The sequence below is a fragment of the Bradyrhizobium ganzhouense genome (assembly GCF_049949285.1).
GTDB lineage: Bacteria > Pseudomonadota > Alphaproteobacteria > Rhizobiales > Xanthobacteraceae > Bradyrhizobium > Bradyrhizobium ganzhouense.
The window spans coordinates 6590233-6610835 of record NZ_CP181318.1 but is presented as its reverse complement, the minus strand read 5'-3'; the positions used below and the strand labels follow the sequence as shown (position 1 = coordinate 6610835).

20 protein-coding genes are annotated in these 20603 nt (G+C 63.5%); 14 read left to right on the top strand and 6 right to left on the bottom strand.

Annotated features, from left to right (window positions below; genetic code table 11):
* The first annotated feature begins 21 nt into the window (after window positions 1-21).
* The 6 genes from ACLFLU_RS30580 to ACLFLU_RS30555 all read left to right on the top strand — a co-directional run bounded on the left by ACLFLU_RS30580 (window position 22) and on the right by ACLFLU_RS30555 (window position 6581).
* The gene (locus tag ACLFLU_RS30580; RefSeq protein WP_426408449.1) at window positions 22-1515 is read left to right on the top strand and encodes an MFS transporter; all 1494 of its coding nucleotides are present in this window, start codon (window positions 22-24) and stop codon (window positions 1513-1515) included.
* An 11-nt stretch (window positions 1516-1526) separates the two neighbouring features.
* Entirely contained in the window at window positions 1527-2405 is an 879-nt protein-coding gene (locus ACLFLU_RS30575; RefSeq protein ID WP_426408448.1) for an isocitrate lyase/PEP mutase family protein, read from the top strand.
* A gap of 4 nt (window positions 2406-2409) precedes the next feature.
* Window positions 2410-3822, top strand: a complete 1413-nt coding sequence (gene leuC / locus ACLFLU_RS30570; RefSeq protein WP_426408447.1) for a 3-isopropylmalate dehydratase large subunit — start codon at window positions 2410-2412, stop codon at window positions 3820-3822.
* A 1-nt stretch (window position 3823) separates the two neighbouring features.
* Entirely contained in the window at window positions 3824-4441 is a 618-nt protein-coding gene (gene leuD, locus ACLFLU_RS30565; RefSeq protein ID WP_426408446.1) for a 3-isopropylmalate dehydratase small subunit, read from the top strand.
* Window positions 4414-5061: a YbhB/YbcL family Raf kinase inhibitor-like protein gene (locus ACLFLU_RS30560; protein WP_426408445.1), complete on the top strand. Its 648-nt coding sequence runs from the start codon at window positions 4414-4416 to the stop codon at window positions 5059-5061. Before leuD ends, ACLFLU_RS30560 begins: the two co-directional genes overlap by 28 nt.
* Window positions 5062-5126: 65 nt before the next feature.
* A complete protein-coding gene (locus tag ACLFLU_RS30555) occupies window positions 5127-6581 on the top strand; it encodes an MmgE/PrpD family protein (protein WP_426408444.1) in 1455 nt (484 codons plus the stop codon).
* A 111-nt stretch (window positions 6582-6692) separates the two neighbouring features.
* Here the strand turns inward: ACLFLU_RS30555 and ACLFLU_RS30550 are convergent, their stop codons facing one another.
* Window positions 6693-7052, bottom strand: a complete 360-nt coding sequence (locus ACLFLU_RS30550; RefSeq protein WP_426408443.1) for a RidA family protein — start codon at window positions 7050-7052, stop codon at window positions 6693-6695.
* Between the two features lie 123 nt (window positions 7053-7175).
* Window positions 7176-7934 carry an SDR family NAD(P)-dependent oxidoreductase gene (locus ACLFLU_RS30545; RefSeq protein WP_426408442.1) on the bottom strand — a complete coding sequence of 253 codons (759 nt, stop codon included), beginning with the start codon at window positions 7932-7934 and terminating at the stop codon, window positions 7176-7178.
* 165 nt (window positions 7935-8099) lie between these two features.
* Here ACLFLU_RS30545 and ACLFLU_RS30540 point away from each other — a divergent pair, with 165 nt between their 5' ends.
* Genes ACLFLU_RS30540 through ACLFLU_RS30515 form a run of 6 tightly spaced genes read left to right on the top strand, consistent with a single transcriptional unit; the run spans window position 8100 to window position 13965 of the window.
* Window positions 8100-9359: an extracellular solute-binding protein gene (locus ACLFLU_RS30540; protein WP_426408441.1), complete on the top strand. Its 1260-nt coding sequence runs from the start codon at window positions 8100-8102 to the stop codon at window positions 9357-9359.
* Window positions 9360-9361: 2 nt separating this feature from the next.
* Window positions 9362-10303 (top strand): carbohydrate ABC transporter permease, encoded by a 942-nt coding sequence (locus ACLFLU_RS30535; RefSeq protein WP_426408440.1) that lies wholly within the window; start codon window positions 9362-9364, stop codon window positions 10301-10303.
* Window positions 10296-11144: a carbohydrate ABC transporter permease gene (locus ACLFLU_RS30530; protein ID WP_426408439.1), complete on the top strand. Its 849-nt coding sequence runs from the start codon at window positions 10296-10298 to the stop codon at window positions 11142-11144. Before ACLFLU_RS30535 ends, ACLFLU_RS30530 begins: the two co-directional genes overlap by 8 nt.
* 22 nt (window positions 11145-11166) lie before the next feature.
* The gene (locus ACLFLU_RS30525) at window positions 11167-12264 is read left to right on the top strand and encodes a Gfo/Idh/MocA family protein (protein WP_426408438.1); all 1098 of its coding nucleotides are present in this window, start codon (window positions 11167-11169) and stop codon (window positions 12262-12264) included.
* Window positions 12265-12274: 10 nt separating this feature from the next.
* The gene (locus ACLFLU_RS30520; RefSeq protein ID WP_426408437.1) at window positions 12275-12919 is read left to right on the top strand and encodes a ThuA domain-containing protein; all 645 of its coding nucleotides are present in this window, start codon (window positions 12275-12277) and stop codon (window positions 12917-12919) included.
* On the top strand, window positions 12916-13965 hold the full coding sequence (locus ACLFLU_RS30515) for a LacI family DNA-binding transcriptional regulator (RefSeq protein ID WP_426408436.1): 1050 nt from the start codon (window positions 12916-12918) through the stop codon (window positions 13963-13965). The genes ACLFLU_RS30520 and ACLFLU_RS30515 overlap by 4 nt, the downstream gene beginning before the upstream one ends.
* Before the next feature lie 16 nt (window positions 13966-13981).
* On the opposite strand, the gene ACLFLU_RS30510 is transcribed toward ACLFLU_RS30515, so the two are convergent.
* The 4 genes from ACLFLU_RS30510 to ACLFLU_RS30495 are packed head-to-tail and all read right to left on the bottom strand — an operon-like array spanning window position 13982 to window position 17905.
* Window positions 13982-14992 carry a Gfo/Idh/MocA family protein gene (locus ACLFLU_RS30510; protein ID WP_426408435.1) on the bottom strand — a complete coding sequence of 337 codons (1011 nt, stop codon included), beginning with the start codon at window positions 14990-14992 and terminating at the stop codon, window positions 13982-13984.
* 4 nt (window positions 14993-14996) lie between these two features.
* Window positions 14997-16031 (bottom strand): Gfo/Idh/MocA family protein, encoded by a 1035-nt coding sequence (locus ACLFLU_RS30505; protein WP_426408434.1) that lies wholly within the window; start codon window positions 16029-16031, stop codon window positions 14997-14999.
* 9 nt (window positions 16032-16040) lie between these two features.
* Window positions 16041-17189: an N-acetylglucosamine-6-phosphate deacetylase gene (locus ACLFLU_RS30500; RefSeq protein ID WP_426408433.1), complete on the bottom strand. Its 1149-nt coding sequence runs from the start codon at window positions 17187-17189 to the stop codon at window positions 16041-16043.
* Window positions 17186-17905 carry a glucosamine-6-phosphate deaminase gene (locus tag ACLFLU_RS30495; protein WP_426408432.1) on the bottom strand — a complete coding sequence of 240 codons (720 nt, stop codon included), beginning with the start codon at window positions 17903-17905 and terminating at the stop codon, window positions 17186-17188. The genes ACLFLU_RS30500 and ACLFLU_RS30495 overlap by 4 nt, the downstream gene beginning before the upstream one ends.
* 205 nt (window positions 17906-18110) lie before the next feature.
* On the opposite strand from ACLFLU_RS30495, the gene ACLFLU_RS30490 reads away from it, so the two are divergent.
* Window positions 18111-19145, top strand: coding sequence for a LacI family DNA-binding transcriptional regulator (locus ACLFLU_RS30490; protein ID WP_426408431.1), 1035 nt, complete (start codon window positions 18111-18113; stop codon window positions 19143-19145).
* Window positions 19146-19250: 105 nt separating this feature from the next.
* Window positions 19251-20582 carry an extracellular solute-binding protein gene (locus ACLFLU_RS30485; RefSeq protein ID WP_426408430.1) on the top strand — a complete coding sequence of 444 codons (1332 nt, stop codon included), beginning with the start codon at window positions 19251-19253 and terminating at the stop codon, window positions 20580-20582.
* Window positions 20583-20603 lie beyond the last annotated feature (21 nt).

Sequence of the window (20603 nt, the reverse complement as noted above, 5' to 3'; positions counted from 1 at the left end):
AGAGAACTCGGGGAGAGAGCGATGGAGGCAGCGCATATGCAGAAGCAGAACCTTCCACCAATCGGGGAGGATGACCGCGCAATCTTGGCCGCTCGCATGGACCGGCTGCCCGCGACGCGAACGATATGGAAGCTTGTGATCCTCATTTCGCTTGGCGGCTTCTTTGAGTTTTACGAATTATTTTCGACCGCCTACGTGATCCCCGGAATCGTACGCAGCGGCATCCTCAAGGAGACCTCGGCATCATTTCTGGCGTTCGACGGGATCGCGGGCTACATCGCGGCGACTTTCGCCGGCTTGTTCATCGGGACTTTTATCTTCGGCTTCATCGCCGACAAATGCGGCCGCCGCGCCGTCTTCACCTATTCGCTGCTGTGGTATTGCGCCTGCGCGTCGATAACTGCATTGCAGACCGATGCCACGGGATTGAACCTCTGGCGCATGCTTACGGGGATCGGGCTCGGCGTCGAACTCGTCACCATGGACGCCTATTTGAGTGAGCTGGTTCCCCCGCAAGTCAGGGGCCGCGCCTTCGCTGTCAATCAAGCCATCACCTATTCAGCGGTTCCGGTGGTCGGACTGCTGGCATGGCTACTGGTGCCGCTGGCTCCTTTTGGGATCGATGGCTGGCGGCTGGTGCTGCTGATCGGGGCAACCGGCGCGGTGGCGGTCTGGGCCATTCGCTATGGTTTGCCCGAGAGCCCCCGCTGGCTTGCAAGCGTCGGTCGGATCGAGCAGGCCAAGGAGATCGTCGATAAGATCGAGCATCGGGTCGTCATTGAGAACGGAAAGCCCCTCGATCTTCCCGTGCTCCATCGCCTCGACCATTCCAGGGGACGATTCGCTGAAATCTGGAGCGGCAAATACACCCGTCGCACCATCATGCTGCTGTTGTTCCATGTGGCGCAGTCGGTCGGATTGTACGGCTTCTCGAACTGGGTCCCGACTTTCCTGATGCATCAGGGCGTCCAGCTCGCGCATAGTCTTCAATACACGCTCTTCATCGCGCTGGTGACCCCACTCGGACCGCTTGTGGCCCTTGCCTTCGCCGACCGCATCGAGCGCAAATGGCAGATCGTCGGCGCTGCGGTACTGGTGGCCCTTGCCGGCCTCGGTTTCGCGCAAGTGCGCGCAGCGGGTGCGATCATCCTGTGTGGATCGCTGGTCACCCTTGGCGCGACAATCATGTCGCTCAACTTCCACGCCTACCAGTCCGAACTCTATCCAACGCGGGTCCGGGCCCTTGCAATCGGCTTCGTCTACTCGGCAAGCCGCGTATCCGGAATTTTTAGCGGCTTCCTGATCTCCTTCGCGCTGGCAAGCGGCGGCGTCTCCTCGGCCCTGACGCTGATAGCGGGATGCATGGGCGTCGTGGCGGTTTCCGTCGGCGTGCTCGGGCCGAGAACGCGCGGACAGTCTCTCGAAGCGCTAACGGGCGAGGACGAGCCAGCAGCGGCCGACGAACCCGCGCGAACCGACGATCTGCCTATCCTCGCTTCAGCACGATCAAAGTAAGGGAGCCCATCATGAAAACGACCGCTCGACTGCGGCAACTGCTGGCCGGCACGGACATCGTCATCGCGCCTGGTGCCTACGACGGGATGACCGCGAAGCTGGTTGAGGCGAGCGGCTATCCGGCCGTGTATATGACCGGAGCGGGTACCGCGGCCACGCTGGGCTATCCGGATTTCGGCCTGCTCACAATGACCGAGATGGTCTCCAACGCGACGACCCTGGCGCGCTCGGTCGCTATTCCGGTGATCGCCGACGCCGATACCGGCTACGGAAACGAGCTGAACGTAACGCGCACCGTGCGCGAATACGAGGCCAGCGGGGTCGCCGGAATCCATATCGAGGATCAGGTGGCGCCGAAGCGATGCGGCCATCTCGACGGCAAGGAGATCATTGTGATCGACGAATATCTCGCAAAGGTCCGCGCCGCAGTCGCCGCCCGGCGCGACCCGGATTTCGTCATCATCGCGCGGACCGATGCACGTGCGGTCGCAGGCTTCGATGAAGCGATCAGGCGCGCCAATGCGGCGATGAAGGCCGGGGCCGACATGGCCTTTGTTGAAGCCGTCGAAACCATGGAGGAACTGCAAGCCGTGCCTCAGCGGGTCAATGGACCCTGTCTCCTCAACGTCGTTCGCGGCGGCAAGACCCCGGAAATCGATTTTGCCGCTGCAAAAGCCATGGGCTACAGGCTCGCCATCCTGCCAAGCCTGCTTCTGGTTGCGGTGGCTGAGGCAAGCATGGCCGCCTTGCGCAGTGTGAAGGAGAGCAACGCTCCGCCAAGCGCGGCAGGCAGCCTGCCCGTGAGCGAGCGTTTCCGCCGCCTGGGTTCGGACGAATGGATCGCGCTTGCTACTCGATTTCGCGATAGCGCCGACCAAGCTGCGGAGTGATTGCGTGAACTGGCTTGCTCAGAACAAGACGCTTCTCGATAAATTGTGGGACCTGCACGTCGTTTCCGATCTCGGCGACGGCTGGTCGCTGCTTCATATCGATCGACATCTGCTGCACGATCTGTCTGGGACCGCCGGATTGTTCTCGCTCATGGAGAAAGGGCTCACTGTTGCCAATCCCGAACTCGCATTCGCGACCCCCGATCATGCCGTTTCCACGGCGAACGGCCGGAGCGGAACTACCTACGAACCGGGGGCCAGGCTTTGGGCCGGGCTGAAGCAACTGTCGCAGAAGGCCGGTATTCGCTATTTCGAGCTCGGCCAGCCCGGTCAGGGCATCGTGCATGTGATGGCCCCCGAGCTCGGTATCACGCTGCCCGGCGTGTCCCTGATTTGCGGCGACAGTCACACCTGCACCAATGGCGGCCTCGGCGCATTGGCCTTCGGCGTCGGATCGTCTGAATTGACCCATGCGCTCGCGACCCAGACGCTGCGGCAGCGTAAGCCGAAAGCAATGCGCGTGCGTTTCGAGGGCAGGCTTGGCCAAGGTGTTGCGCCTAAGGATTTGATCCTCCATCTGATCGGCAGGATCGGCGCGTCGGCCGGAACGGGGTACGCCGTAGAATATGCCGGCGAGGCGATCCGAGCCATGCCGGTCGAAGGACGGCTCACGATTTGCAACCTTTCGATCGAGCTGGGTGCGAAGATCGGCTTCGTAGCACCCGACGAGACGACGTTCCGTTATGTGGATGGACGCCGGTTCGCGCCGAAGGGAGAGGCTTTCGAACGGGCGCTGACGCATTGGCAGTCGCTGCCTGCCGATGCGGATGCGCAATACGATCGCGATGAGGTGGTTCGTGCCGAGGACATCGCGCCCACGATCACCTGGGGTACCAGTCCCGAACACGTGATTGCCATCGATCAGCCGGTGCCAAGCCCTGCCGTTGCTTCCAACTCCGCGCATCGGCAGGCCTGGCGCGAGGCCCTCGACTATATGGCACTGACGCCCGGGCGTCCTCTCGAAGGGACGAAGGTCGATTGGGTCTTCATCGGTTCCTGCACCAATTCGCGCCTTTCCGATCTTCGCGAGGCTGCGAAGGTCGCGCGCGGCCGCCGCGTGGCAGAGGGGGTGAACGCTTGGATCGTCCCCGGCTCGGAGGCGGTCAAGCGCGAGGCCGAAGCCGAGGGACTTGATGCCGTCTTCCGAGAAGCCGGTTTCGAATGGAGAGAACCGGGCTGCAGCATGTGCGTCGCGGCGAACGGGGAGCAGGTGCCGTCCGGCGCGCGCTGCGTCTCGACCTCCAATCGCAACTTCGTCGGTAGGCAGGGGCCGGGCGCCCGCACCCATCTTGCGAGCCCGGCAATGGCCGCGGCCGCCGCGGTGAGCGGCACGATCACTGATGTGAGGAGGCTTTGAGATGCAGCCATTCAGCAAGGTCGTAGGGCCGGCGGCGCATTTGCCGCGCGACAATGTTGATACCGATGTCATCATCCGGATCGAACGGCTGACGAGTGTCGAGCGCGAACAGCTCGGCCGTTATGCGTTCGAAGCCTTGAGGTTCCGCCGGGACGGGACTGAGGATCCCGACTTCGTGCTCAATCGGCCCGCGTTCCGCGCCGCGCCGATACTTATCGCCGGCGCAAATTTCGGCTGCGGCTCGTCGCGCGAGGGCGCGGTATGGGCATTGATGGCGCGTGGGGTACGCTGCATCATCGCGGAGAGCTTTGGCGACATATTCTACAACAACTGCTTTCAGAACGGGCTGCTTCCGGTCGTGCTTCCCGCAACGGATGTCAGGCGGCTTGCCGCCGCGTCCGCCGACGAGGCGCCGCTGAGCGTCGATCTCGTCGACTGCTCGATCAAGACCGCCGAAGGAGACGAACTGACCTTCGCGCTCGACGCCTCGCGGCGGCAGGCCCTGATCGAAGGTCTCGACGACATCGGCCTCACGCTTAGACAGAGAAGCGAAATCATCGCGTGGCAAACGATGGACCGCGAAAGCAGGTCATGGATCTGGGACTTGCCCGCGGCCTGAGTCTCAGTCCTCCGAAAACTTGTCGAGCAAAAGGAACCGCGAATTTGACCATGAGTGTAACCAGCTTGCTTGGGCGCCTGCTGCGCAATGTCCGCGCCGGTGAGCCGAAGCTTGCGTGGTATCATCCCTCGATCGCGAGCGCACCGGCATCGATCGCCGTCTCAAGTCCGTCGTTCTCAGCGGGCGGTCCCATCCCGATTCGTTACGCTGGCTCAGGAGTTGGCGACAACGTATCGCCGGCGCTCGCGTGGAGCGGCGTGCCCCGGGAGGCTGCGGAATTGGCACTCATCTTCGAGGATCCCGACGCGCCGCTGCCGCGTCCGTTCGTGCACGCCGTTGCCGCCGGCATTCCGTGCAATGTCTCTGGTTTCGCCGAAGGCGCGCTCTCTGAATTGCCGTCCGCAAGCGTAATGCTCGGCTACAACAGTTTCCGGCGAATAGGCTATGCCGGGCCGCGAGCGCTGCCTGCTCACGGTCCGCACAATTACGTGTTCCAAATACTGGCGCTGCGCCGGAAGCTCGCATTCGGTCGTCCGCCTGATCGAAAGTACTTGCTGGCCGCGCTTGCCGGCAACGTGATCGCGCGAGGGCGCCTGGATGGGACATTCGAGCGCCGATAGAGGCAATCGACGGAAACGAAGCCAAGGGGCCTGCCTAGGTCGCCAACATGTAAGGATTCGCAAGAATGAACGACACGACCAAAGTTCGCAGGCCGGCCACAAATCCAGAGGGCGTAACAGGACGCCTTGCGACCTGGCTACAGAATCTTCGGCTCGAAGACGTTCCGTTGAGCGTGCAGCAGCGCGCTAAGCACATCATGCTCGATGGCATCGCTTGCGCCATCGTCGGTGCGCAGCTTCCATGGTCGCGCAGAGCCGTCGAGATCGTCGCTGGTCTCGAGGGGAGGGGCGCATGCGGGATTATCGGCTGGGACCGCACGACCACGGCCCCGGCAGCAGCGTTGCTCAATGGCACGTTCATTCAGGGGTTCGAACTCGACGACTATCATCCCCGTGCGCCGCTTCATTCCGCATCGCTGGTTCTGCCTGTGCTGTTCGCTTGCGCGGACCAGACGCCCGGGTTGGACGGAAAGCAGGCGCTGCTCGCGATCATCGCCGGATTCGAGGTCGGACCTCGGGTCGGCCTTGCGCTTCATGGCGGCGAAATGCTGTCGCGGGGCTGGCATTCGGGATCGGTGTTCGGCACGCATGCCGCCGCAGCCACAGCCGGTGTCATGCTCGGCCTCGACGCTGCCGGCTTCGAGGATGCGCTCGGTCTTGCCGCGACACAGTCGGCCGGCCTCATGGCTGCCCAGTTCGAGGCCATGTCGAAGCGCATGCATCACGGTTTCAGCGCCCGCAACGGCCTCTACGCGGCCTATCTCGCGGCAGGCCGCTACACCGGCATCAAACGCGTCTTCGAGCGCGAGTATGGTGGCTTCCTGTCGACGTTCGGCGAAGGCCACGCGCCAGACGCGACCCAGATCGCAGCCGGTCTCGGCATGCATTGGGAAACCGAACGTATCGTGATCAAGCCCTACGCTGCGATGGGCGGCCTGCATGCGCCGCTTGATGCCCTGTTTGAAATCAACAACGAGCGCGCGCTTCGCGCACAGGAGATCAAGTGTATCGACGTCTACGTCTCCCATGCCGTCTATCATCATGGCTGGTGGCAACTCGAACGTCCCGTGACGCCGATCGCGGCCCAAATGAACCTTGGCTATGCGCTTGCCGTCGCGGTTCTCGATGGCGAGGCGCTGGTTCAGCAGTTCGCTCCGCAGCGGATCAATCAGGATGACGTTTGGTCGCTGATCCCCCGCATTACTGCGCACCATGATCCCGAGTTCGACCGGGCCGGGCCACTGGCCCGCGGCAAGACCCGGCTGCGGGTGGAGTTCATTGATGGACAGGTGCTGGAGGCGGAGCGTCAGGCCTCGCGCGCTATCCTGCAGCCGATGAGCAGTGCTGAAATAGTGGCCAAGTACCGTCACCTCACGCGCGGGTTGATCGACTCCGAGCGGCAGGCCGAGATCGAGCGCATCGTCCTTTCGCTGGACGAGCTTGCGGACGTCGGCAAGCTTGCTGCGTTGCTTCACCCCAGAGTGGAGGGCGTTTTCGAGCAAGACGACGGACCAGCTTGAAATTGCGGCCTTACCACCGGGATGCCGGCGGATTGCCGCGCCTTCGGCGTATGCCGGCCGTTGGTGACGGTGATTTCGTCGGGCCGTTCGTCTCGGATCAAATGAGCGCCTTCAACTCGAAGCTCGACGAGCCGCAATTGCGGTCATCTCGAGCTTGACGCCGGGACCGAGGTCGGCCACTCCGATCACTGCGCGCGCCGGTAGAGAAGACTCCGCGAAGCATGCTTTCCAGGCCGTATTGAATGCGGCTTTCTCGCTGAGCTTCGTAACGAAGATTGTCACTTGGAGGACGTGTGACCGGTCAGATCCGAGGGTTTCGAGCAAGCGCGACAACTGGCCAAGTACATCATTTGCTTGGCCGGCCATATCCAGGCTTGTGTCCTCAGGGACAATTCCGCCGATGTAGAGCACGCCGTTGTGCTCGACAACCTCGTGGAGCAATCCCTCATACGGTAGGACGCGCTTGATCATGGTGCCACCTTTTGACGTTGTCGGGACGTTTGTCGGAATAACTGTTGAATCCGCTGACAAGTCAACACGCCTCATCATCAAGCGTCCCGGCTTGAAGTTGGTGCGCCCGCCATCCTCAAAGCATCACACCCAGCCACCATCGACGATGTAGTGCTGAGAGGTGCAGGCGGAGGCCTCGTCGGAGGCGAGGAAGACGGTGAATTTCGCGACCTCGTCCGGCACCAGCCTGCGCTTCAGGCACTGTCGCTGCTGAAGTTCGATCTCGCCCGCCGGCGTCATCCATTTCTCGAGCTGGCGCTCTGTCATGATCCAGCCCGGCGCGATCGCGTTCACGCGGATATTGTAGGGACCGTAGTCGCGCGCCAGCGAGCGCGTCAGGCCGATCACGCCTGATTTGCTGGCGGTGTAGGCGGCCATGCCGCCTTGTCCGGCGATCCACGACACCGAACCGAAATTGATGATGGCCCCGGCATTCGCGGCCTTCATGTCCGGCAGCACGGCTTGCGACGCGAAGAACTGGTGCTTCAGATTCACCGCGATGCGGTCATCCCAGTATTCCGGCGTCATCTCTTCGGTCTTGTGCCGTTCGTCATGCGCGGCATTGTTGATCAGGATGTTGATCGCGCCGTGCGCCTCGCGTGCCTGCGTCACGCCGGCGCGTAGCGCGGGGATATCGGTCAGGTCGACGTGCTGGAAGTGCGCGCTGAGACCTTGATCCGACAGTTCGCGCGCCAGGCGTTGCCCTTCCTCGACCTTGATGTCGAAGAACACCACTTTGGATTTCTGCTCCGCGAAGCGCCTCACGATCGCAGCGCCAATTCCCGCCGCGCCTCCGGTGACGAGCACGACCTTGCCGGCGAGGTCGGAATAGATGGCAGCCATGGGCACCTCCCAGTTTGTTGCGGGCGGCGCGATGGGCCGCCCCGACTCTTTTCCGGACCTTAGCCATTCCTTGCGTGAGGTGCATAGGTCAGATTTTAAGTTGCGTACCTCAAAAATTGAAGGCAGGATTGCAGTCAAAGAATAAGAGCCGATTGGGAGGATGTGATGAGACTGCTCGGGAAGCTGGGACTCGCCGCCGCCGCATGCCTGTTTGGCGCCAACGTTGCTGCAGCCGACACCACGGTGAAATGGCTGCACATCGAGGCCAATCCAGCCCAGGTGAAGATCTGGGAGGAGGTCGCGCGCAGCTACGAGGCGTCGCATCCGGGCGTCAAAGTCGAGATGCAGTTCCTCGAGAACGAGGCCTACAAGGCCAAGCTGCCGACCATCCTGCAATCCAAGGATCGGCCGAACATCATCTACAGTTGGGCCGGTGGCGTCCTGAAGACGCAGATCGAGGCCGGCGTCCTCGACGACATCACCGATCAGGTGAAAGGCTATAGCGATAGCCTCACGCCGGCAGCGCTTGCCGCATTCACCAGCAATGGCCGCGTCTATGGCCTGCCCACCGCGCTGTCGCAGGTCGGCTTCCTCTGCAACAAGGAGCTGATGGCCAAAGCGAAGGTCGATTCGGCGGCCATCAAGACGTGGGATGATCTGCTCGCCGCGGTGAAGACACTCAAGGCAGCAGGCGTGACCCCGATCGTGGTCGGCGGCGCCGACAAATGGCCGCTGCACTTCTACTGGACGCATCTCGCAGTTCGCGTTGGCGGCAAGGCGGCGTTCGACGCGGCGCTGCGCGGCGAGAACGGTGGCTTCGCCGGCGAGACCTTCCTGAAATCCGGCGAGCTGTTCAAGCAGCTCGTCGATCTCCAGCCGTTCCAGAACGGTTTTCTCGGCTTCAAGAACCCGCAGGCCGTCGGCTATTTCGGCGATGGCAAGGCCGCGATGACGCTCGCGATCTCGACCGTCTATCATTTGCAGCGCGCGCTTGCCGCCGACAAGGTCGGATTGAGCGAAGACAAGATTTGCTGGTTCGATTTTCCGGTCGTCGCGGGCGGCAAGGGCGCGCCAACGGATACGCTCGGCGGTATCACCGGCTGGCTGGTCACCAAGGGTTCGCCGAAGGAGGCGGTCGATTTCCTGAAATACTTCGTCTCCAAGGACGTGCAGACGCGGCTTGCGGCGGGCAACTACATCATCCCCGTGGTCCAGGGCGCGGACGCCGGCCTCAACAATTCCTTTATGAAGCTGATCGCGGCCAATCTCGCCAAGTCGAACTACCACCAGAACTTCTATGACCAGAGCCTCGGTCCCTCGGTCGGTCGCGTCGTCAACGACGTTACCGCGGAGATCGCCGGTGGCAGCATGAGCCCGCAGGACGCAGCCAAAGCGATCGAAGCCGCGTTTAAGCAGGGCAATTGACGGTGGCGCGGCGGATGGCGATCGTGTCGGCGGTGGGCGTTGCTGACGAGACGGCCCCGCAAGCCGCGGTCCGCGGCCCGAGCTGGGACGGCCGCTTCACCGTGCTGATCTTGTTCCTGCCGCCGGCGCTGCTGCTGTTCACGCTGTTCGTGGTGCTGCCGATCGGCGAGGCGGCTTGGTACTCGGGCTTCAGCTGGAACGGCTTCGGCAGGCCGACCAACTGGATCGGCTTCGATAATTATCGCTTCGTGCTGGAAACGCGCGCGTTCTGGCTCGCGCTTCGCAACAATGGGCTGATCATCGCGGTCTCGCTCGCGATACAGCTGCCGCTCGCGCTCACGCTGGCCTTGATGCTGGCCGAGAAGTTTCGCGGCGCGGTCGCGCTGCGCATGCTGTTCTTTATGCCCTATATCCTGGCCGAGATCGCGACCGGGTTGATCTTCTCTTTCGTCTATGACGGCGACTACGGCCTTGTCGCCTCGATCTGGCGTACCTTCGGCGCCGAGGCGCCGCATCTGCTGGCCTCGACCGACACCGCGATGCTGGCGGTGCTGATCGTAATCGTCTGGAAGTACTTTGGCTTCCACATGATGCTGTTCATCGCGGCACTGCAGAGCCTCGACAAGAGCCTGATCGAGGCGGCGCGGATCGACGGCGCAACGCGCGTGCAAGCCCTGCGCCATGTGGTCATCCCCTTGCTCTATCCAACGATCCGGCTCTCGGTGTTCTTCGCCATCGTCGGCTCGCTGCAGCTGTTCGACCTCGTCATGCCGCTGACGCGCGGGGGGCCGGCGGATTCGTCCAACACCATGGTGAGCTTCCTCTACAACAACGGCATCTCGCGCATGCGGGTCGGATATGGCAGCGCCATCGGCGTCATCCTGTTCGTGATCTGCGTGACCTTTGCCTTCACCTACAAGAGATGGTTCATGCGCGATGAGTAGTACAGAGGTCACCCGCGCGCCGTTCGATCCCGCCGTGCTGTTCAAGACGGTGTTCCTTGCTATCGTTGCCATCTTCGTGCTGGTGCCGCTGCTCGCGACCTTGCTCGGCGGCTTCAAATCGCTCGGCGAATTGCGCGTCAATCCGTTCGGCTGGCCCACGCACTGGGAGTGGCAGAATTATGCCGACATCCTGTTCTCCGGGCGTTACTGGCAGCTCCTGCGCAACTCGCTGATCATCTCGACGCTCACGGTGACATTGACCCTGATCACAGCCTCGATGGCGGCGTTCACCTTTGCCCATATCAGGTTCTACGGCTCGTCGATGCTGCTGAGCTATTTGACGCTCGGCCTGCTGTTTCCGGCGGCGACCGCGGTGCTGCCGTTGTTCATCAAGGTGCGCGATCTCGGACTGCTCGATACTTATTTCGGCGTCGCGCTGCCGCAGGTGGCCTTCAGCCTCGCCATGAGCGTGCTACTACTGCGGCGCTTCTTCAAGGACATCCCCCATGAATTGCTCGAAGCGGCACTGGTCGATGGCTGCAGCTACGTCAAGTTCTTCCGCTACGTGACGCTGCCGTTGTCGCGGCCGATCCTGGCGACCGTCGGCACCATCACCTTCGTCAACAGCTGGAACGCTTATCTGCTGCCGCTAGTGATGCTCAACACCGATGCGCTTTATCCCTGGCCACTCGGCATCATGATCTACCAGGGCGAATATTCGTCCGAGTGGCACCTGATCCTGGCCTTCATCACGCTCACCATCCTGCCGACGATCATTCTGTTCCTGCTGGCACAGAAGCACATCGTCGCTGGCCTCACTGCAGGCGCGGTCAAGGGATGAAGGGTACCTCACGGAGACAACAATGAGAAAAGTCGGCATCGGAATCATCGGCTGCGGCAATATCAGCACCGCCTATCTGAAAGCGGCCCAGCGCTTCCCGGTCATGGAGATCAAGGCGCTCGCCGACATGCGCAGCGACGCGGCCGAGCGCCAGGGCGCCGCCTTCGGGCTGCCGGCGATGCGGGTCGACCAGCTGCTCAAACGCGACGACGTCGAGATCGTCATCAATCTCACCGTGCCGCTCGCCCACACCGACGTCAGCCTCGCGGTGTTGAACGCTGGCAAGCACGTTCACTCCGAGAAGCCGCTCGGCATCAACGTCGCGGAGGCCCGCAAGGTTATGGATCTCGCCGCGCAGAAGGGCCTTCGCGTTGGCTGCGCGCCCGACACGTTCCTCGGCGGCGGGCACCAGACCGCGCGCAAGCTGATCGACGACGGCGCGATCGGCACGCCGGTGGCGGGCAGCGCCTTCTTCGGCTGCCCTGGCCACGAGCGCTGGCACCCGGCGCCGGGATTCTATTACTTGCGCGGCGGCGGGCCGATGCTCGACATGGGCCCGTACTACATCACCGATCTCGTGCAGCTGCTCGGCCCGGTCGCGAGCGTGATGGGCTCGACCGCGCGCCCGAAATCCGAGCGTCTGGTCACCAGCCAGCCGATGAACGGCACCCTGATTCCGGTCGAGGTTTCGACCCACGTCGCGGGCACGCTCGAATTCGAGAGCGGCGCGGTTGTCTCGATCGCGATGAGCTTCGATGTGCCGAAGCACCGGCACGCGCCGATCGAGATCTATGGCGACAAGGGTAGCATGCTGGTGCCGGATCCGAACCGCTTCGGCGGCGAGGTGCAGATCGCGAAGATCGGCGGCGAATGGGAGACGGTGCCGTTGACGCACGGTCACGTCGAAGGCGAATTTCGTTCCATCGGTGTCGCCGACATGGCCTCAGCGATCCTGAACAACCGGCCGCATCGTGCCAGCGGCGCGCTCGCCTTCCACGTGCTGGAGGTGATGGAGGCGTTCCAGACCTCCGCCGACGAGGGGCGGCGCGTCAAAATCGAGAACCGCGTCGAGCGGCCGGCGATGCTGCCGGCCGGACGTGAAACCGGACAGATCGACTGAGGGAATGACCATGCGCAAGGCATTGATTGTATGGGGCGGCTGGCCGGGACACGATCCCGATCTCTGTGCCTCGATGATCCGCGGCTGGCTGAAGGCGGAAGGCTTCGAGGTCCGGATCGAAACGACGACCGAGGCATTCGGCGATCCGGCGATCCATGATCTCTCGTTGATCATCCCGATCTACACCATGTCGAAGATCGAGAAAGCGGACGCGCTCAATCTCTGCGCGGCGGTGCGTGGCGGCGTCGGGCTTGCCGGCCATCATGGCGGCATGGGCGATGCGTTCCGCGAGTCCGTCGACTACCAGTTCCTGTGCGGCGGGCAATGGGTCGCGCATCCCGGCAACATCATCGACTACAAGGTCGACTTGACGAAGCCGGATGATCCCATCATGAAGGGTCTGAAGAGTTTCGAGCATCGTTCCGAGCAGTATTACATGCATGTCGACCCCGCCAACGAGGTGTTGGCGACGACGACCTTTACCGGCGAGCACGCATCCTGGATCGACGGCGTGGTGATGCCAGTGGTCTGGAAGAAGCGATACGGCGCGGGCAGGGTGTTCTATTCCTCGCTCGGCCACCGCGCCTACGAGCTCGACGTACCGGAGATCCGGACATTGATGACCCGCGGCATGCTATGGGCGGCGCGCGAATGACAGCTGGCGCGACGCAGCCGGCGCTTCGCGCCACGCTGGAGGATGTCGCGCGTGCGGCGGGCGTCTCGCTCGCCACTGTCGATCGCGTCGTCAACCGGCGCGAGGGGGTGCGCGCCAAGACCGTCGCGCGCGTCGAGGCTGCGGTTGCCAAGCTTGGCTACCGTGCTGACGTTGCGGCCGCGCGGCTCGCACGCGGGCAGAGTTTTCGCTTTGCCTTTGTGCTGCCGTCCGGCAGCAACAGCTTCATGACCAACCTGACCGAGCAGGTCCAGCGCACCGCGGACTGGCTCGCCGGCCAGCGCGGTTTCATCGATATCGTCCATGTCGACGTGTTCGATCCGGATGTGCTGGCCGGCGCGCTGGAGAACCTGTCGCCGGCCTATCAGGGCGTCGCGGTCATCGCGCTCGACCATCCCAGGGTGCGCGCCGCGATCGACGAGCTCACTGCGCGTGGGGTCGCCGTGGTGACCCTTGTGTCGGACGCGCCGAGCTCGCGCCGCTTGCATTATGTCGGCATCGACAACCCGGCGGCGGGGCGGACTGCATCGACGCTGATGGGACGTTTCCTCGCCGGGCGCGAAGGGACCGTCGCCGTGATCGCGGGATCGTTGTCGTTGCGCGATCACACCGAGCGGCAGTTCGGCTTCCACCAGATCCTGTCCAGCGAGTATCCGAACCTGCGCGCGCTGCCGGTCATCGAGGGGCGCGACGACAGCGAGCGCACGCGCGAGCTCACCGCCGCGCTGCTCGCGCGCCATGCCGATCTCCGCGGGATCTATTGCTGCGGCGCCGGAAACCGTGGCATCGCCGATGCGCTCGAGGCCTCCGCCCGCGCGCGCGAGGTGGTCTGGATCACCCATGAGCTGACGCAATACACGCGGCGTTTTCTGGTCCGCGGCACGCTCGATGCCATCATCAACCAGGATCCCGGCCACGAGGCACGGTCTGCGGCGCGCGTCCTGCTCGCGCATTGTTCCGGCGAGCCGATCAGCCCCGATCAGGAGCGCATCCGCATCGACATTTTTCTGCGGGATAATCTGCCGTAAATTCGAGCATCGCCTCTCAGCCCCACCGTATCGGCTTGCCGCCTTGCTTTGCACTTTCCTCGGCGAGGATCGCAATGCGCGTGGCGCGCAGGGCATCCTTCGTCGAAATCTGCAGGGCTTCGCCGCGCACGAGGTGATCGAAGACAAAGCCGGCAGGCGAGCCGCCCGAGGGAAGGTCGACCTCACGTCTCGCTCGTGTCGCGGTTTCAACGAGCAGCCGATTCTCGGCGAAGAGAATGTCCGCGCGCCCGCGTGTCCCCGAGATCCGCATGGCATAGTCGCCGTGGCGGGGAGAGGCTTCCGGCTGAATCCAGTCCACTTCGATTGAAAATTGCGGGCCGTTGTCGCAGGCGAGGATGGCGCGCCCCAGAGCGGGAAAGCTCGTCGTGCCGGCAGCCGGGGTGGGCGAGACCCAGCCGCTGATCGTGCCGCTGGTGTGGCCCGTCAGCCAAAGCGCCAGATCGATGTCGTGGACCGTCAGGTCGGCGAGAATGCCGCCATAGGTGGACGGCTCGAACATCCATGCCGGACGACGGCTTGGCACGAGCTTGTGCGGTCCGGTCGAGCTGATCGATACGATGTCTCCCAATTCGCCGCTTTCGAGGACCGAACGGAGCGCGAGCGTGACCGGATAAAAGCGCTTCTCGAGCAGGAGCGTCAGCAGGTTGCGCCCGGCAAGGGCGTCCTCGATCAGGGTAAGCTGGGGAACCGTCACCGCCATCGGCTTGTCGACGATCGCAAAAATATTCCGGCGCAGCAGTTCGGCCACGATCGGAGCCCGGAGACCGAACTCGGTGAAGACGGCCACCGCCTGGACCTTGTGCGCCTCCAACAATGCGATCGGGTCGGCATAGCCGGGAGCCTGCGTGCGCCTTTCGAACTCGGCGAGGCGCGCGCCGTCGTGATCGGCGACCGCCGCGATCCTGACGTCGGTCCTGACAGCGATCTCCGAGAGCACATATTCGACATGCGGATGAGCCGCACCAATGATGGCGATATCGAGCTTGGAAGAAGCATTGCCGGCCATCGGACTACACCAGGGGCGAGATGTCGTTGGGGGTGATAGCCCGGCCTTCCGCGGCCGAGCGATAGATTGCGGTGACGACGCGCGTAGCCTCGAACCCATCCCTGAACGGAGTGGCGGGTGCCCGTCGCTCCCGGACCGCCTGGACGAAGTCGCGCCATTGCGCAATATGCCCCTCGATACCGATCGCCTTGGGATCGTTGGCGGCACTTCCCGGTCCCGTCGCGCTCGCCGGCTGTGGGACATCGGGAAAATCCCAGCGAACGATGCTGTCGTGTGCAAGCTCGCAGCTGCCGCGATCTGTGAACAAGCGCAGCATGGCCGGCCGTCCCGGCGGCAATGCCGTGCTCGTCACGATCACGCCGAGCGGGCCGGAGAGGAAGGACAACAGCGCCGTCGTCGTGTCCTCAATCGCGTGCGCATGTCCAAGCGTCGCCGTCTTGCCTTGAACACTCGCCACCGGTCCAAACAGCCAAAGCATCAGATCCAGATTGTGGACGCCCTGGTTGAACAGCGAGCCGCCGCCGTGATCGGCTTCGGCGCGCCATGGCTTTTCCGCATAATATGCGTCGGAGCGATACCAGTGGATTGCCGCCTCGATCAGGCGCGGTTGTCCGAGGTGGCCCGCGTCGAGCAGCGCCTTGATCGCCTGGTGTTGCGGTTCGAGCCGACGCTGCGAGACCACGCCGCATGTCAACTGCGAGCTCTCGGCCGCGCGGACCAGCGATGCGGCTTCGGCCGGATCGACGCAAAGCGGCTTTTCGACCAGCACATGCCGTCCGGACCTGATGGCGGCAAGTGCTGCGTCATGATGAGCGCCGCTCGGAGTGCAGATAACGACGGCGTCGATGTCTGCTCCGGCCAGCATGGCGTCGGTGGTTGCAAATGTCGGAACCGGTTCGCCATCGATGCATGCGGCAATCTGCTCAGGCGTGCCGCCGGCGACAGCGGCCAAAACGGTCTCGCCCAGCGCCCTGATCGCTCGCGCGTGCGTTTCACCGATCGCCCCTGGACCGACCAACCCAATGCGAAGTTGGCTCATCTCACCTCCTCAATGCTTGGCTGGAAAGGGCTGACCAGCGACATAGACGGTCTCGGGAATGATGGACCCGTCGTCTCCGAGACGAAATCGAAGCAGATCTGCTGGCGAGCCGACTGTCAGAGCTGGCAGCTGGAATAGTGTGCGGGGATTGATCGTTGCCAGCCTGAGTGCCTCGGCCAGCGTCAAGCCGGCCATCCGTCTGGCCGTCGCAATCCCGAACGCAAGGCTGGCTGCTGCGCCCGCCAGAAACGGCGTGCCGACGACTTCCAACCGGCCATTCGCCTTCAGTTCGACGCGTCCGCCCACTGGCATGTCATAGATCGCCGGCGGACAACCCGCGAGCGCGACGGCGTCTGAAACCAGCATCGATCGTTCGAGGCCCTTTGCGCGCAGCATCGCCTTGAAGGTCTCGGGCGGAAGGTGGTGGCCATCGGCGATGAAGCTCGCCCGGAGCCTGTCTTCCGCCAACTGCGTCCAGATCGGGTTGGGATGCCGCGGCAGCTGCGCCGCGATGCCGTTGCCGAGGTGCGTTGACAACATGGCGCCAGCGTCGACGGCAGCGGAGATCTGATCTGCCGTGGCGCTGGTATGGCCGAGCGCAACATGAACGCCGCGCCTCCGAAGCCCTCGCACATAGTCGGCCGTCTCCGGCCAGTGCGGTGACAAGGTCACCAGGCCGATGATATTTCCGCAGGCGGCTTGCCAGGCGTCGAACTCATCGAGATCTGGTGGCCTGACATGCTCGGCTGGGTGCGCGCCGCGAGGACCGTCCTCGGGTGCGATATGGGGCCCTTCAACATGGACGAAGGGGATCGCGTGCTTGACCAGCGGATCGCTGTTGCGCGCCTGTGCGATCGCCTTCAACGCATCGATGAGCGCAGCGCGTGATGCCGTGATCAGCGTCGGAGCAAAACGCGAAACGCCGCTGCCGTGGACGGCTAGGACAAGATCGCAAACCGTCTGGGGATCGGTGCCGCCATTGAGGTCATGGCGACCAAAACCATTCAGTTGCAGATCGAACAGTCCGAGCGACAACCAATGTCCGTCATCGGCACCACCTGGGGAGATGCCTGAGATGCGGCCATCGACAATGGTGATCGTATGAGGCTGTCCGGTCTCCGGATCGCAGCCCGAGACATGTGTCGCCTCGTTGCTCATGCGCGTGCCGGCGCCTGCAGCCGAGGTGGTGCGGAATCCCGGTCGAGATACAGCGTGCATCGCGGATGCGTACGCAATGCGCTCGCCGGACAGGCCGCGCCAATCGGGCCGTACAGGGATTGCTCGACGGCGGCGCGCTTGGCTGCGCCGGGCACCACGCAAAACAGCCGATGAGCGTCCAGCAACCGGGGGATCGTCAGCGTAATGGCGTGTGTCGGCACGTCGTCCAGAGTTGCAAAGCACTTGTCGTCGACCTGCTGCTGGCGGCAGATCGCGTCGAGCTCGACGATCTTGACCTGCTTGGTGTCGTGCAAATCTGCAACGGGCGGATCGTTGAACGCCAGATGCCCGTTGACGCCGATGCCGAGGCACACGATGTCGATCGCGGCCTCGGCAAGCAAGGCCGTGTAACGCGCCGCTTCGCGGTCCGCATCTGATTCTTGTCCGATCAAATGGACCGTGCCCAGGGGAACGCGCGAGAAGAAATGGCGGGTCAGCCACGCGCCGAAGCGCTCGGACGCGTGCGCCGGAAGCCCAAGATATTCGTCCATGTGGAAGGCGATCACGCGTCGCCAATCGATATCGCGCTCGGCCGCAAGCGCCTCCAGCATCTCTGCCTGACTCGGAGCGGCGGCGAACACCATCCTCACACGATCTTGCCGCGCGAGGCGATCGCGCAGCGCGGCAGCGATGTCGAGAGCCGCGGCCCGGCCCATCGCGTCCCGCGTCTCTGATATCGCGATCCTTGATGTCGGGATTCCTGGAGCGACCGAAGCCATCATGCTCATCCGTGGGTTCTTGTCGGGGCCTGTCACTCCGCACGATCAAAGATGTAATGCAATCGGTTGCATGTCAAGCTTGCGCCCCGGCGACGATCAAGGCATGTGTAGTGTCGAGATCCCGCACAGGAGACGCCCTCTGGTGAAACGCGATTCCGACAGCAGAGAGCGGCGGTCACAGATCGCGCCGACCATAAGTCAGGTCGCAAAGATCTCCGGCGTCTCGCGCGCGACGGTATCGCGCGCCTTCACGCGACCGGAAATGCTGAGTGAGGGGACCGTCCGGCGCGTCAAGGCGGTCGCCGACAAATTGGGATATGTGCCCAACCAGGTCGCGCGCGCACTCTCGACCGGACGGCACGGTAATGTCGCGCTCATCGTCTCCGACGTTGCGAACCCGTTCTTTCCGCCCCTGATCAGAGCGGCGCAGCTTCATGCCGACCGGGCGGGACTATGCGTCTTTCTGGGCAATTCGGACGAGGATCCCGCCCGCGAGGAGTTGCTGCTCGGCCGCTTCATCGGCCAGGTAGAGGGGCTCGTGCTCGCCTCATCCCGCCTGGACGAGGCGCAAATCCGGATCTACGCGGCGCGTCGGCCGCTGGTGCTGATCAATCGCGACATCGAGGGAATTACGCGGGTCCTGATCGACACGGCGCCGGGCGTTGCGGCCGCGATCGCGCATCTTGCCGAGCTCGGGCATCGGCACATCGCCTATGTCAGCGGCCCCACGACGTCATGGTCCAACCAGCAGCGGCGCAACGCGGTCCGCAAGGAGGCGGCGAAACGCGGGCTCAAGGTGATCGCCATTCCAGCGCGCCCGCCGTCTTACGACACCGGCCGATTGGCCGCCGCCCCGATCGTTGCCAGCGGAGTGACTGCGGCCATCGCGTTCGACGACCTTGTGGCCCAGGGCTTGTTGGCGGGGCTTGCCGCTCTCGACGTCGACGTGCCCAAATCGTTCAGCGTGGTCGGCTGCGATGACGTCCTTGGTGAGACCACTTACCCGCAGCTCACGACAGTGTCGGCGCGTTGCGCCGATGCCGGCGACGTCGCGGTCGGCCTCCTGCTCAGCCAGATGAATGGTGGCGCGTCGGGCGAGATCCGTCACAAGCTGAACTCTCATCTCGTCATTCGCGCGAGCACGGGTCCGGTGCCTGCGAAACGAAGAAGCCGCTGACGATTTGGTCAACAGCCTCGGAAAGCGGCAATGGATCGCAATTGACACGCAACCGGTTGCATGACAGCCTTTGATCGGGATTTATGTAGTTCTGGGAGCGGGGACATGGCCTTCATCGCGACATCGGTCGGCACGTTCGGATATCCAACCGCTCCCGCGAAGAAGCGTCGTTCATGGCTGTCAGCGGCGCGATGGCTGGCGGTGGCTGTCGCCCTGCCAATGATGGCGTCACCGGCGTCGGCGGAGAAGCTGACCATCTGGAGCGGCTGGCCTGACCTGGCCCCATTTTATAAGCGCGTCGGAGACCAGCTGAAGGCGAAGTATCCCGATCTCGACATCAGCGTCGAGGCAATCGCCTTGCGTGAGCATGAGAAGCGGCTGGCGCTCTCGCTTCCCTCCGGTTCGGCCGGAGACGTCATCGAGATGGAGGTCGAGGCTGCGCGATATCTGGAGGCGGGCCTTATTCCGGATCCGCCGGCCGCGATCGTGGATTTCGTCAAAGCCAATTACGACATGACGCGCGTAAAGACGGCCACGTATGACGGCAAGATCTACGGCGTCCCGCTGTTCCAGGGGCAGGGCGCGCTGTTCTACAACACCGAGATGTTTGCCAAGGCCGGCCTCAACTCGCCTCCCAAGACGATGGCGGATTACACTGCCTATGCGCAGAAGCTCGTGCAGCGTGACGCGTCCGGCGCGCCGACGGTCAGCGGCTGGAGTTTGCGTCTGAGCGGCGGTGGTTCCGGTATCGCTGAGAAGTACTGGACGATCCTCTATAATTTCGGCGGGACCTTGCTGGAGGAGAAGGGCGGGAAGTGGCGCGCCGCCTATGCGAACGAGGCTGGCCGCAACGCGCTCAAGCTGTACCTCGACAACGTCGTGACCTATCGGACGGTGTTGCCGGAGATGAAGGCGGACGCTGAAGCCTTCGAGCTCGGGCAGACCGCGATGTTCATCCGGGAGTCCTGGGTGATCGGCGACGTCGCCAAAAAGGCGCCCAACCTCAAATACGCGACGGCGCCGTTGCCGAAGGGCACGTTGATGGTCCCGGTGGATCTCTACGTTCCCAACAAGGGGCCGAAGAGTCAGATCGCCTGGGATTTCGTTCAGAAGGCGAACGAGCCGGAGAATTTGCTGTGGCTGCTCGAGAACACGGCGTGGGTGCCAAATCGCAAGGGGCTCGACTACTCTGCAGTCCTCGGCAAGATCCCCCAGCTCGGCGCGTTCGTGAATACCCCCGCCGACCACGTCTTCTTCACTGTTCCGGCGATCAGTCCGGCCAGCGAAATTCTCACCCGGCTCGCGGCCCGGCTCGAGAAGGCATTCACCGACAAATCGCTGGCAGGAAACGATACAGCCATCGACGCTTTCCTGAAGTCGGCGGCTGAGGAGAGCGACAAGATCCTTGCCCGGGAAGATCTGCTGGCCAAACCCTAGACCCACACAATTGCAGCGCTA

Bases quoted from the DNA above. Each gene is read 5' to 3' on its own strand.
- leuD (WP_426408446.1), top strand. From the start codon at position 3,824: ATGCAGCCATTCAGCAAGGTCGTAGGGCCGGCGGCGCATTTGCCGCGC.
- ACLFLU_RS30575 (WP_426408448.1), top strand. From the start codon at position 1,527: ATGAAAACGACCGCTCGACTGCGGCAACTGCTGGCCGGCACGGACATC.
- ACLFLU_RS30500 (WP_426408433.1), bottom strand. From the start codon at position 17,189: ATGAGCAACGAGGCGACACATGTCTCGGGCTGCGATCCGGAGACCGGA.
- ACLFLU_RS30510 (WP_426408435.1), bottom strand. From the start codon at position 14,992: ATGGCCGGCAATGCTTCTTCCAAGCTCGATATCGCCATCATTGGTGCG.
- ACLFLU_RS30495 (WP_426408432.1), bottom strand. From the start codon at position 17,905: ATGGGCCGGGCCGCGGCTCTCGACATCGCTGCCGCGCTGCGCGATCGC.
- ACLFLU_RS30560 (WP_426408445.1), top strand. From the start codon at position 4,414: ATGGATCTGGGACTTGCCCGCGGCCTGAGTCTCAGTCCTCCGAAAACT.
- ACLFLU_RS30580 (WP_426408449.1), top strand. From the start codon at position 22: ATGGAGGCAGCGCATATGCAGAAGCAGAACCTTCCACCAATCGGGGAG.
- ACLFLU_RS30545 (WP_426408442.1), bottom strand. From the start codon at position 7,934: ATGGCTGCCATCTATTCCGACCTCGCCGGCAAGGTCGTGCTCGTCACC.
- ACLFLU_RS30555 (WP_426408444.1), top strand. From the start codon at position 5,127: ATGAACGACACGACCAAAGTTCGCAGGCCGGCCACAAATCCAGAGGGC.
- ACLFLU_RS30525 (WP_426408438.1), top strand. From the start codon at position 11,167: ATGAGAAAAGTCGGCATCGGAATCATCGGCTGCGGCAATATCAGCACC.
- ACLFLU_RS30530 (WP_426408439.1), top strand. From the start codon at position 10,296: ATGAGTAGTACAGAGGTCACCCGCGCGCCGTTCGATCCCGCCGTGCTG.
- ACLFLU_RS30505 (WP_426408434.1), bottom strand. From the start codon at position 16,031: ATGAGCCAACTTCGCATTGGGTTGGTCGGTCCAGGGGCGATCGGTGAA.
- ACLFLU_RS30520 (WP_426408437.1), top strand. From the start codon at position 12,275: ATGCGCAAGGCATTGATTGTATGGGGCGGCTGGCCGGGACACGATCCC.
- ACLFLU_RS30485 (WP_426408430.1), top strand. From the start codon at position 19,251: ATGGCCTTCATCGCGACATCGGTCGGCACGTTCGGATATCCAACCGCT.
- ACLFLU_RS30550 (WP_426408443.1), bottom strand. From the start codon at position 7,052: ATGATCAAGCGCGTCCTACCGTATGAGGGATTGCTCCACGAGGTTGTC.
- ACLFLU_RS30540 (WP_426408441.1), top strand. From the start codon at position 8,100: ATGAGACTGCTCGGGAAGCTGGGACTCGCCGCCGCCGCATGCCTGTTT.
- ACLFLU_RS30515 (WP_426408436.1), top strand. From the start codon at position 12,916: ATGACAGCTGGCGCGACGCAGCCGGCGCTTCGCGCCACGCTGGAGGAT.